The following is an 11,125-nucleotide window of genomic DNA, read 5'->3' as shown; positions in this document are numbered from 1 at the left end:
CAGAAGTGAAACGCCGTAGCGCCGATGGTAGTGTGGGGTCTCCCCATGTGAGAGTAGGGAACTGCCAGGCATCAAATAAGTGAAGAGGCCATCCGAAAGGATGGCCTTTTTGCGTTTGTACGCAAAAAAACTGTAGGCGGGTAAGGCGAAGCCGCCACCAGGCAACTCAAATCGCACTCCACTCCACAATAAACTCCGCAATTCCATCCACATCATTTAAATCGAGCACCGGAACCTCAAGCGGCAACACAACATCACTGGCCACCGCAACCACATGCTCATCAAGCGTTAACTCGTTAACATCATGCCCGGCATCGCTTCTGAAAAGCAGGATCTTAGGTACAGCCTCATGCTTAAAACCCTCAACCAGCACCAGATCCAACCTGGAATGATCCATTCGACTGACCAGATAAGCGAGATCCAGCGGCGCCTCATCAGGTGTTTCTGTCATCAGCGCCCAGCGCTGACGACTTGCTACCATCGTTTGAGCTGCACCCGCTTTACGTAACTCATAGCTGTCTTTGCCCGGTTTATCGACATCCATATTATGGTGGGTGTGCTTGATCAATCCTGGATGTATACCCCTGGCGCAAAGGGCTGGAATGAGCTTTTTCAACAGTGTGGTTTTCCCGGTCCCACTCCAGGCGGAAATAGCCAGAACAGGTATCATCATTTCTCCTGCATCATCTGCAAATCTTCAGTTGTATTCACGTTCACAAACGCAGACTTCATATCACTGAAATCAATGGAATGGCCGCCAGACTGACGCATAAAGACCATCACCCTACGCTCTCCCGCCGTCAGGTACTCCTGCAGAGCAGGCACTAATGATCTGTGCATCAACGCGATAGCAGGATGGTCACGCTCACCGTCATGTACCCAGACCACAGGGGCAGCAGCACGAAGCCGTACCAGACGCTCGACAAGGCAGGACGGAATCAATGGGGTATCGCAAGGACAGAAAATAAACCACTCTCCGGGCGACTGCAGCATAACCGAAAGCATACCAGCCAGCGGACCTGGGTAATTTGCCTGGTTATCCTGATAAACGGCGTACCCGCTGCGCTGGTATGTCTCAATATGCCTGTTAGCACTGATGGCCATTGTCGTCACCTGGCCTGTAAGCGCATCAGCGACACATTGCCACAAGGGTCTTCCGTTCAAAAGCTGAAGCCCCTTATCTTTTCCCCCCATTCGCGTCGCTCTGCCACCCGCCAGAACGACCCCAGTGATTTCCTGGCTAAGATTCACGAATATCGCCTCTTTTATTGTGGGATTGACCCTGCTAACGTGTCACTCTAAATGAAAGGAGCACCACCATGAAATGTAAACGTCTGAATGAAGTCATTGAACTCCTCCAGCCAGCCTGGCAAAAAGAGCCCGAGCTGAATTTGATGCAATTTTTACAGAAACTGGCGAAAGAGTCAGGTTTTGACGGCGAACTGGCAGACCTTTCTGATGATATCCTGATCTACCATCTTAAAATGCGTGACTCTGCCAAAGATGCTGTTATTCCAGGTATTCAAAAAGATTATGAGGAAGATTTTAAAACCGCATTGCTGCGCGCCAGAGGCGTAATTAAAGAGTAAAAGCTTGTAAGCGGCGGCACCGAAATCGCCACAAGATGATATCCTGAATCATTCGTATAATTTCCGGATGATCGGATGAACGACCAGGCTTTTACTTTCCAGACATTACACCCGGATACCATTATGGATGCCCTGTTTGAACAGGGTATCCGGGTGGATTCTGGGCTAACGCCATTAAATAGCTACGAAAACCGTGTCTATCAATTTCAGGATGAGGAGCGTCGGCGCTTCGTCGTGAAGTTCTATCGCCCTAAACGTTGGTCAGCAGAACAAATTCAGGAAGAGCATCAATTTGCTCATGATCTGCTGGATGACGATGTACCCGTTGCTGCCCCGCTAAAATTCAATAACCAAACGCTGCTTATGCACGAAGGGTTTTACTACGCAGTCTTCCCAAGTCTCGGTGGTCGCCAGTTTGAAGCGGATAATATTGATCAAATGGAGTGGGTGGCCCGCTATCTGGGACGTATACATCAGACGGGACGCAAAAAATCCTTTATTGCCCGTCCGACTATCGGCATTCAGGAATACCTTCTTGAACCTCGCGAAGTATTCGAAACCTCTGCGCTGATCCCCACAGCGCTAAAGGATAATTTCCTCAGCGCCACCGACAAGCTTATTGGTGCGGTAAAAGCCAGCTGGCGCGATGATATTTCCGTGCTGCGTCTACATGGCGATTGTCACGCAGGAAACATTCTCTGGCGTGATGGCCCGCTGTTTGTCGATCTCGATGATGCGCGTATGGGACCAGCGGTTCAGGACTTGTGGATGCTGCTCAATGGCGACAAAGCCGAGCAGCGCATGCAGCTTGAAACCATTATTGAAGCCTATGAAGAGTTTAGCCCGTTTAATTCAGACGAAATTACCTTGATTGAACCTTTACGTGCGATGCGTTTTGTTTATTATCTCGCATGGTTAATCAGGCGTTGGGATGACCCCGCGTTTCCCCGAAATTTCCCGTGGCTTACCGGAGAAGATTACTGGCGCAGCCAGATATCAACATTTACAGAGCAGGTTAAGGTTCTTCAGGAACCCCCTCTGCAATTAACGCCGATGTATTAATTGGACACCCCCAGGAGAGAGTTTATTATGAAAAAAATTTGGCTGGCGCTGGCAGGAATGATTCTGGCATTTAGCGCTTCTGCTGCGCAGTTTACCGACGGCAAGCAGTACATCACGCTGGACAAGCCTGTTGCTGGCGAGCCACAGGTTCTGGAGTTCTTCTCGTTCTATTGCCCACACTGCTATCAGTTCGAGCAGGTGCTGCATGTATCTGACAGCGTGAAGAAAAAGCTGCCAGAAGGCACCAAAATGACCAAGTACCACGTTGAATTCCTGGGGCCATTGGGTAAAGACCTGACTCAGGCGTGGGCAGTTGCTATCGCACTGGGCGTAGAAGATAAGATCACTTCCCCAATGTTTGAAGCCGTACAGAAAACCCAGACCGTTCAGACTACTGCCGATATCCGTAAAGTTTTCGTTGATGCGGGTGTGAAAGGTGAAGACTATGACGCGGCATGGAACAGCTTTGTCGTGAAATCTCTGGTGGCTCAACAGGAAAAAGCCGCTGCCGACCTGCAGCTTCAGGGTGTTCCGGCGATGTTTGTTAATGGCAAATATCAGCTGAATATGCAGGGCATGGACACCAGCAGCATGGATATCTTCGTACAGCAGTATGCCGATACTGTGAAATACCTGGTTGAGAAGAAGTAAGATTATTGATGTAAAAACGCCGGTCACTGACCGGCGTTTTTGTATGAAGATTTAATGTTGTCTATCTGTTCGTCTTTCTCTTTCCAGAGAGTATTAAGCCATAACTGGAAACGACGTTTGAAATTCTTATCGTTAACGTAGTCACCGTGCAATTCGGCCTCGATCGGTACCAGATCAACACGCACAACAATGCGCGTCAGCTTGCCACTGAGCATATCGAAGAACGGCGTTTTATCGTTTTCCGGGTAGCAGAGGGTGACGTTAAGTAATTTATCGAACTGAGCACCCAGCACGTTAAGCGCCATCGCAATACCCGCGGCTTTTGGCGGCAACAGGTTCTGAAAAGGAGAACGTGTTTGTTGGCGCTTCTCTTCTGTAAACCGGGAGCCTTCAACGAAGTTTACGATGGTTGTTGGATGTGCGCGAAACTTTTCGCAGGAACGGCGTGTGGTCTCCACGTCCTTACCGCGACGCTCAGGATGACGGATCAAATAGCTGCGCGAATAGCGTTTCATAAACGGCATATCGAGCGCCCAGCAGGCCAGACCGATGAAAGGAACCCAGGCGAGCTGCTGTTTCAGGAAGTATTTGTTCATCGGGATGTGCTTACGGAAAAGCACACATAACACCACGATGTCAGCCCAACTGTGGTGATTGCAAATTAGCAGGTACCAGTTCTTTTTGTTGAGGCTCTCCAGTCCTTCAACATCCCACTTCAGTTGCGGGTTCAGGTACAACAGGATCGCCAGTCCTTCACACCAGCAATACATCATGAAATTACAAAATGTGGACACGGCTCGCCACACCACAGGCACAGGCAGCAGCAGTTTAATAATTCCTGCGACAATGATCGGCACAGAACAGGCGATAGTCACCAGAATCGTTAAAATGATGCTTAACAGTAATGTTATTGCAGCGAGCAATCTCGACATGATTAGCTTTTTCAAATGGTTAGCTGTAATTGAGCGACCGGCTATTCGGCGCTGGGCGCTGATTTTACCAGAAAACAGACGAAGTAATGGCGCTTTCACACGGAGAGTTGGTTGCTTTTTCCCTACTGCAGAAGATTTCGCTACGATTCTGCACGAATCAGGGCTTATATCCACATAGACTAAATTGTCATCAGCGGGTAATACAGATGAGATCTAACAGAATAACGTTATGATAATTAAGATCTAAATTATATCGCGTATGTATTTTTAGCGTCTGTTATTCATATGAAGTGAAAATATACACAAACTTATCCACAGTTTGTTTTTTGCGAGAGATCTTCACGATCGCAAAATCTTTTCCTGTATCAGGCGCTAATAACTGATGTTTTCATCCTTCTGTGGCATCCTTTAGCCATAAATTGATTAAAGGCACGGACATTATGGTTCAGATCCCAGAAAACCCTCTTATTCTCGTCGACGGCTCTTCTTACCTGTATCGGGCGTATCATGCGTTTCCTCCTCTGACCAATAGCGCAGGGGAACCTACCGGCGCGATGTACGGCGTGCTTAACATGCTGCGCAGCCTGATACTCCAGTATCAGCCAACCCATGCGGCGGTGGTCTTTGATGCCAAAGGCAAAACCTTCCGCGACGAGTTGTTTGAGCATTACAAATCTCACCGTCCGCCAATGCCTGACGATCTGCGTGCGCAGATTGAGCCGCTGCACGCCATGGTGAAAGCGATGGGCCTGCCGCTGCTGGCTGTCTCTGGTGTTGAAGCCGATGACGTCATCGGCACGCTGGCGCGTGAAGCTGAAAAAATGGGCCGTCCGGTGCTGATCAGCACCGGTGATAAAGATATGGCGCAGCTGGTAACGCCAGGTATCACCCTGATTAACACCATGACCAACACCATTCTGGGGCCTGAAGAGGTTGTCACAAAATATGGCGTACCGCCTGAGCTGATTATCGACTTCCTCGCGTTGATGGGCGATTCGTCGGATAACATCCCTGGAGTCCCTGGTGTCGGTGAAAAAACGGCACAGGCGCTGCTTCAGGGGCTGGGCGGGCTGGATACGCTGTACGCGGAATCGGATAAAATCGCCGGGCTCTCCTTCCGTGGTGCAAAAACCATGGCCGGAAAACTTCAAGATAACAAAGAGGTGGCTTACCTCTCTTATAAGCTGGCAACGATTAAAACCGATGTCGAACTGGAACTGGGTTGTGAGCAACTGGAAGTGCAGCAGCCTTCTGCTGACGATCTGCTGAGCTTGTTTAAGCAATACGAATTCAAGCGCTGGATCACCGACGTCGAAAGCGGCAAGTGGTTACAGGCAAAAGGGGCTAAGCCAGCAGCAAAACCGAAAGAGACGATAGTTGTTGATGCTGAAGAACAGGCCGAAGAAGAAGCCGTAACCTTGTCCTTCGACAACTACGAGACCATTCTTGAAGAGTCACAGCTGATCGCCTGGATCGAGAAACTGAAAAAAGCGCCGGTCTTTGCCTTCGACACGGAAACCGACAGCCTCGACAACATCTCTGCCAATATGGTGGGCCTGTCATTTGCGACAGAACCGGGGATGGCGGCTTATGTTCCTGTTGCACACGATTACCTGGATGCGCCGGCGCAGATCTCCCGTGAACGTGTGCTTGAGCTGCTGAAGCCGGTTCTGGAAGACGACAAGGTGCTCAAAGTCGGGCAAAACCTGAAGTACGATCGCGGTATTCTGCAAAACTACGGTATTGAGCTGCGCGGTATTGCATTCGACACCATGCTGGAATCCTACATTCTGGACAGTGTTGCAGGTCGCCATGATATGGATTCCTTATCAGACCGTTGGCTAAAACATAAAACCATCACTTTCGAAGAGATTGCCGGTAAAGGGAAAAATCAACTTACCTTCAACCAGATTGCACTCGAAGAGGCGGGTCGCTATGCCGCGGAAGACGCGGATGTCACCCTGCAATTGCACCTGAAGATGTGGCCAAAACTTCAGAAAGAAGCAGGGCCGCTGAACGTATTCCAGCATATCGAGATGCCATTGGTGCCTGTGCTTTCACGTATTGAGCGCAATGGCGTTAAAATCGATCCAACCGTATTGCATAACCACTCCGGGGAGCTCGCGCAGCGTCTGACCGAGCTTGAGCAGAAAGCGCATGAGCTTGCTGGAGAACCATTTAACCTCTCATCGCCGAAACAGCTGCAAACCATCCTGTTTGAAAAGCAGGGTATCAAGCCGCTGAAGAAAACGCCTGGCGGTGCACCGTCGACGTCTGAAGAGGTGCTTGAAGAGCTGGCACTGGATTACCCCCTGCCAAAAGTGATTCTGGAGTATCGGGGTCTCGCGAAGCTGAAGTCCACTTACACTGATAAGCTCCCGCTGATGATCAACCCGAAAACAGGCCGTGTGCATACCTCGTATCATCAGGCTGTGGCAGCGACGGGTCGACTCTCGTCAACGGATCCAAACCTGCAGAACATTCCGGTACGTAATGAAGAAGGTCGCCGAATCCGTCAGGCTTTTATTGCGCCAGATGACTACCTGATCGTCTCTGCTGACTACTCGCAAATTGAGCTACGTATTATGGCGCATCTGTCCCGCGACAAAGGCTTGCTGACTGCTTTTGCCGAAGGGAAGGACATCCACCGTGCAACCGCGGCGGAAGTCTTCGGTTTGCCGTTGGATAGTGTAACCAACGAACAGCGCCGTAGCGCCAAAGCGATCAACTTTGGTTTGATCTACGGTATGAGCGCATTTGGTCTGTCGCGCCAGCTCAACATTCCACGCAAAGAGTCGCAGAAGTATATGGATCTCTACTTCGAGCGTTATCCTGGCGTGCTGGAATATATGGAACGCACCCGCGCACAGGCGAAAGAGAAAGGTTACGTCGAAACACTGGATGGCCGCCGTCTCTACTTACCAGACATCAAATCCAGCAATGCAGCGCGACGCGCTGGTGCAGAACGTGCGGCAATCAACGCCCCTATGCAAGGTACTGCGGCGGACATCATTAAGCGTGCGATGATCGCCGTTGATGCCTGGCTGGAAAAAGAGAAGCCTCGCGTGAAAATGATCATGCAGGTTCACGATGAACTGGTATTTGAAGTGCACAAAGACGACCTCGACGCTGTATCTAAGAAGATCCACGAACTAATGGAAAGCAGCATGACACTCGACGTGCCGTTGCTGGTGGAAGTGGGAAGTGGTGAAAACTGGGATCAGGCTCACTAAAGGTTCTGTGAATAACGCGCTTTTTATGTAAGTTAGCAACATAACAAAGTGCGTTTTGTGACGATCATTAGAATTCCCTATGTAAATAATGAAAAAAAACTACAAAAAGTGCTTTTTCTGCAGCAAAAAAAGGGGTAGAGTTATCGACGTAGGGTACAGAGGTAAGATGTTCTATCTTTCAGACCTTTTACTTCACGTAATCGGATTTGGCTGAATATTTTAGCCGCCCCAGTCAGTAATGACTGGGGCGTTTTTTATTGCGGAAAAGAAACATTCAGGTAAAAAAAAGCGCGGACATCGCCGCGCTCGGTATTACTCTTCTTCCGCTTCCGTCGCGGGTTCCAGCTCGCTAAACCAGGTGTCGAGCTTCTGACGCAGTTTGTCTACGCCCTGCTTTTTCAGAGAGGAGAAAGGCTCCACCTGCACATCACCGTTGAAAGCCAGCACCGCTTCGCGAACCATATTCACCTGCGCTTTACGCGCGCCGCTTGCCAGCTTATCGGCTTTCGTCAACAACACCAGTACGGCAATATCGCTTGCTACAGCCCAGTCGATCATCTGTTGATCAAGATCTTTCAGAGGGTGGCGAATATCCATCAGCACCACCAGACCTTTCAGGCACATGCGTTTTTCCAGGTATTCACCCAGCGCACGCTGCCACTTGATTTTCATCTCTTCGGGTACCTGAGCGTAACCGTAGCCCGGTAAGTCGACCAGGCGTTTGCCCTCTGCCACTTCAAACAGGTTAATCAACTGGGTACGGCCAGGTGTTTTTGAGGTACGCGCCAGGCTTTTCTGATTAGTCAGCGTGTTCAGGGCGCTGGATTTTCCCGCATTGGAGCGGCCAGCAAATGCCACTTCAATACCGGTATCAGAAGGAAGGTGGCGAATATCGGGCGCACTGGTGACAAAATGCGTCTGTTGGTAGTTCCAGGTAGTCACGTGGTCGTCTCCAAAATCGTAATCTGAAGGGGATTATACCCGAATGCAGGCAAAAGGCTTTTCTGATTGCATATGGCCTGTAGGTGAAAGCCCTGGCTGTTGTGAGAGATCGGCTAATCAAGCTTTGGGAGATTTCAGATAAATCGCAGGTGCCAAAAATGGCAAACTATTTTAAATCATAAACTTAAATTCGGGTAATTGTCCGAAAATCCCTTTTTGTACTGTTTCGTTGCTTGTTAGTTTAACGGAACAAGGTAAAGTGTGCGTCAGGGCGAGGAAGCCAACAGGAAATCGACTTAAGGATTAGGGGTCAGGAGCGCCAGGAGGCGAAGACGCAGGATTGTCAGGATGACCAGCGCCTGGAGGCGTTTTAACAGGAAATGGAACCGTATCACGGACGGTATCAGCCAAGGGATAAACAGGGCTTGTTGTTGGCAAACACGGAATGTCTGACCCGCTAAGGGTTGTGAGTCAGGAAAAAAGGCGACAGATTGCTCTGTCGCCTTTTTTCTTTGCTTGCTTTCTGCTAGATTTCGCCGCAATTCTATACTGAAGAAAACGACTTAAAGATAAAACATCATGAAAAAACCAACCTCCGCTGCGGGCGCTAAACGCCCTGCAAAAGCACGCCGCAAAACGCGCGAAGAACTGAACCAGGAAGCGCGCGATCGTAAACGCGACAAAAAGCATCGCGGTCATGCTGCGGGTAGTCGTGCGAACGGCGGTGGTACTGCGGGCGCTTCTGCAAAAGGTAAGCAGCAGAAAGATCCTCGTATCGGCAGTAAAACTCCCATTCCACTGGGCGTGACAGACACCCCGGTCACTAAGCAGCACAAACCAAAGAGCGAGAAACCTATGCTTTCACCGCAGGCTGAGCTGGATATGCTGGAGAACGATGAGCGCCTGGACGCGCTGCTGGAACGTCTTGAAGAGGGGGAAACCCTGACTGCTGAAGAGCAGTCGTGGGTTGATGCCAAACTGGATCGCATTGATGAGCTGATGCAGAAGCTTGGTCTGTCTTACGACGATGAAGATGACGAAGAAGAAGAAGAAAAGCAGGAAGATATGATGCGTCTTCTGAAGGGTGGAAACTAACATTTGCACCCGGCAGGAACGCTGGTCCTGCTTATAACCCTTCCGGTTATATGTTATCTGGTGTGGTTATTCGTTAAACTACGGCGGTTGTCGCGGCGCCAGAGGTGGCTGCGCACCCGAATGATGGCCCGCAACGGGGCCAGGTCGGGCCGCCGTATACGAACGCGACACCAACGGAAGGAGTGAGCATGTCTGTACCATCTATCGACTGGGATTTGGCCCTAATCCAGAAATATAACTATTCCGGGCCACGCTATACGTCATACCCTACCGCGCTGGAGTTTACTGATACCTTCGGCGAGACTGAATTTCTTCAGGCCGTGGCGCGCTATCCTGAACGCCCGCTTTCGCTCTACGTCCATATTCCGTTCTGCCATAAGCTCTGCTACTTCTGCGGCTGCAATAAAATTGTTACCCGCCAGCAGCACAAGGCCGATCAGTATCTGGATGCGCTCGAACAAGAAATCTTGCATCGTGCGCCACTCTTTGCCGGACGTCATGTCAGCCAGCTGCACTGGGGTGGCGGTACGCCAACCTATCTGAACAAAGCGCAAATCAGCCGATTGATGGCGTTGCTGCGCAGCAACTTCAATTTTAATGATGACGCCGAAATCTCGATCGAGGTTGATCCGCGAGAAATCGAGCTGGATGTACTGGATCACTTACGCGCTGAAGGTTTTAACCGTCTGAGTATGGGCGTGCAGGATTTCAATAAAGAAGTACAGCGTCTGGTGAACCGTGAGCAGGACGAAGAGTTTATCTTCGCCTTACTGAATCACGCGCGTGAGATTGGTTTCACCTCGACCAATATTGACCTGATTTACGGCCTGCCAAAGCAGACGCCCGAAAGTTTTGCCTTCACACTGAAACGCGTGGCCGAACTCAATCCGGACCGCCTGAGCGTCTTTAACTATGCGCACTTACCAACGCTGTTCGCTGCCCAGCGCAAAATCAAAGATGCCGATCTCCCTTCTGCCCAACAGAAGCTGGATATTTTGCAGGAAACCATTACTTCACTGACTGAGACCGGTTACCAGTTCATCGGTATGGATCACTTTGCCCGTCCGGATGACGAACTGGCCATTGCTCAGCGTGAAGGGGTATTGCACCGGAATTTCCAGGGCTACACCACCCAGGGCGATACCGATTTGCTGGGGATGGGCGTCTCTGCCATCAGCATGATTGGCGACTGCTATGCACAAAACCAGAAAGAGCTGAAGTCTTACTACCAGCAGGTTGATGACGCCGGCAACGCGCTGTGGCGCGGCATTGCGTTAACGCGCGACGACTGCATTCGCCGTGATGTCATTAAGGCGCTTATCTGCAACTTCCGTCTCGATTTCAGTGACGTTGAGTCGCAGTGGGGTCTGCACTTCAGCGATTATTTTGCGGAAGACCTGAAGCTGATTGCACCGCTGGCGAAAGATGGGCTGGTGGATGTATCGGAGAGTAAGATTGAGGTCACGCCGAAAGGGCGTCTGTTGATCCGTAATATCTGCATGTGCTTTGACGCGTATCTGCGTCAGAAAGCGCGTATGCAGCAGTTCTCGCGGGTGATTTAAGGCGCATAGCCAAAAGTATGAAACGTAGGCCGGGTAAGGCGAAGCCGCCACCCGGCTTT

General features: G+C 50.4%; 11 protein-coding genes. 7 read left to right on the top strand and 4 right to left on the bottom strand.

Annotated elements, in window-relative coordinates; all coding sequences use genetic code 11:
• Positions 1–166 precede the first annotated feature (166 nt).
• Together mobB and mobA are read right to left on the bottom strand one after the other, a co-directional pair.
• The gene (mobB, locus tag V6E55_RS13590; RefSeq protein WP_316943059.1) at positions 167–670 is read right to left on the bottom strand and encodes a molybdopterin-guanine dinucleotide biosynthesis protein MobB; all 504 of its coding nucleotides are present in this window, start codon (positions 668–670) and stop codon (positions 167–169) included.
• On the bottom strand, positions 670–1,251 hold the full coding sequence (gene mobA, locus V6E55_RS13585) for a molybdenum cofactor guanylyltransferase MobA (RefSeq protein ID WP_316943057.1): 582 nt from the start codon (positions 1,249–1,251) through the stop codon (positions 670–672). Before mobA ends, mobB begins: the two co-directional genes overlap by 1 nt.
• Before the next feature lie 68 nt (positions 1,252–1,319).
• Here mobA and V6E55_RS13580 point away from each other — a divergent pair, with 68 nt between their 5' ends.
• The 3 genes from V6E55_RS13580 to dsbA all read left to right on the top strand — a co-directional run bounded on the left by V6E55_RS13580 (position 1,320) and on the right by dsbA (position 3,302).
• Positions 1,320–1,589 (top strand): YihD family protein, encoded by a 270-nt coding sequence (locus V6E55_RS13580; RefSeq protein WP_003861904.1) that lies wholly within the window; start codon positions 1,320–1,322, stop codon positions 1,587–1,589.
• A 75-nt stretch (positions 1,590–1,664) separates the two neighbouring features.
• A complete protein-coding gene (locus V6E55_RS13575; RefSeq protein WP_129994696.1) occupies positions 1,665–2,651 on the top strand; it encodes a serine/threonine protein kinase in 987 nt (328 codons plus the stop codon).
• A 27-nt stretch (positions 2,652–2,678) separates the two neighbouring features.
• Positions 2,679–3,302 carry a thiol:disulfide interchange protein DsbA gene (dsbA, locus tag V6E55_RS13570; protein WP_114980049.1) on the top strand — a complete coding sequence of 208 codons (624 nt, stop codon included), beginning with the start codon at positions 2,679–2,681 and terminating at the stop codon, positions 3,300–3,302.
• A gap of 23 nt (positions 3,303–3,325) precedes the next feature.
• Here the strand turns inward: dsbA and V6E55_RS13565 are convergent, their stop codons facing one another.
• On the bottom strand, positions 3,326–4,234 hold the full coding sequence (locus tag V6E55_RS13565) for an acyltransferase (RefSeq protein ID WP_114980048.1): 909 nt from the start codon (positions 4,232–4,234) through the stop codon (positions 3,326–3,328).
• Positions 4,235–4,674: 440 nt separating this feature from the next.
• Here V6E55_RS13565 and polA point away from each other — a divergent pair, with 440 nt between their 5' ends.
• A complete protein-coding gene (polA, locus tag V6E55_RS13560) occupies positions 4,675–7,467 on the top strand; it encodes a DNA polymerase I (RefSeq protein ID WP_316943056.1) in 2,793 nt (930 codons plus the stop codon).
• A 166-nt stretch (positions 7,468–7,633) separates the two neighbouring features.
• Positions 7,634–7,681, top strand: coding sequence for a spot 42 RNA, inhibition of DNA synthesis (locus V6E55_RS25840; protein ID WP_071892919.1), 48 nt, complete (start codon positions 7,634–7,636; stop codon positions 7,679–7,681).
• 98 nt (positions 7,682–7,779) lie between these two features.
• Here V6E55_RS25840 and yihA read toward each other — a convergent pair whose 3' ends face one another.
• Entirely contained in the window at positions 7,780–8,409 is a 630-nt protein-coding gene (gene yihA / locus V6E55_RS13555) for a ribosome biogenesis GTP-binding protein YihA/YsxC (protein ID WP_028018155.1), read from the bottom strand.
• Between the two features lie 579 nt (positions 8,410–8,988).
• Between yihA and yihI the strand changes: the two genes are divergently transcribed.
• The gene (gene yihI / locus V6E55_RS13550) at positions 8,989–9,504 is read left to right on the top strand and encodes a Der GTPase-activating protein YihI (RefSeq protein ID WP_129994699.1); all 516 of its coding nucleotides are present in this window, start codon (positions 8,989–8,991) and stop codon (positions 9,502–9,504) included.
• Positions 9,505–9,692: 188 nt separating this feature from the next.
• Complete coding sequence (gene hemN, locus V6E55_RS13545) at positions 9,693–11,066, top strand: oxygen-independent coproporphyrinogen III oxidase (protein WP_316943055.1); 1,374 nt, start codon at positions 9,693–9,695, stop codon at positions 11,064–11,066.
• Positions 11,067–11,125 lie beyond the last annotated feature (59 nt).

Source organism: Enterobacter sp. 342 (genome assembly GCF_036663495.1).
Taxonomy (GTDB): domain Bacteria; phylum Pseudomonadota; class Gammaproteobacteria; order Enterobacterales; family Enterobacteriaceae; genus Enterobacter.
The sequence above is the reverse complement of the archived record's forward strand: the minus strand, read 5'-3'. Positions and strand labels throughout refer to the sequence as shown.

What these genes read in the sequence shown, in the direction of transcription:
- mobB (WP_316943059.1), bottom strand. Translation starts at nt 670, where the DNA reads ATGATACCTGTTCTGGCTATTTCCGCCTGGAGTGGGACCGGGAAAACC.
- V6E55_RS13580 (WP_003861904.1), top strand. Translation starts at nt 1,320, where the DNA reads ATGAAATGTAAACGTCTGAATGAAGTCATTGAACTCCTCCAGCCAGCC.
- V6E55_RS13575 (WP_129994696.1), top strand. Translation starts at nt 1,665, where the DNA reads ATGAACGACCAGGCTTTTACTTTCCAGACATTACACCCGGATACCATT.
- dsbA (WP_114980049.1), top strand. Translation starts at nt 2,679, where the DNA reads ATGAAAAAAATTTGGCTGGCGCTGGCAGGAATGATTCTGGCATTTAGC.
- V6E55_RS13565 (WP_114980048.1), bottom strand. Translation starts at nt 4,234, where the DNA reads ATGTCGAGATTGCTCGCTGCAATAACATTACTGTTAAGCATCATTTTA.
- polA (WP_316943056.1), top strand. Translation starts at nt 4,675, where the DNA reads ATGGTTCAGATCCCAGAAAACCCTCTTATTCTCGTCGACGGCTCTTCT.
- yihI (WP_129994699.1), top strand. Translation starts at nt 8,989, where the DNA reads ATGAAAAAACCAACCTCCGCTGCGGGCGCTAAACGCCCTGCAAAAGCA.
- hemN (WP_316943055.1), top strand. Translation starts at nt 9,693, where the DNA reads ATGTCTGTACCATCTATCGACTGGGATTTGGCCCTAATCCAGAAATAT.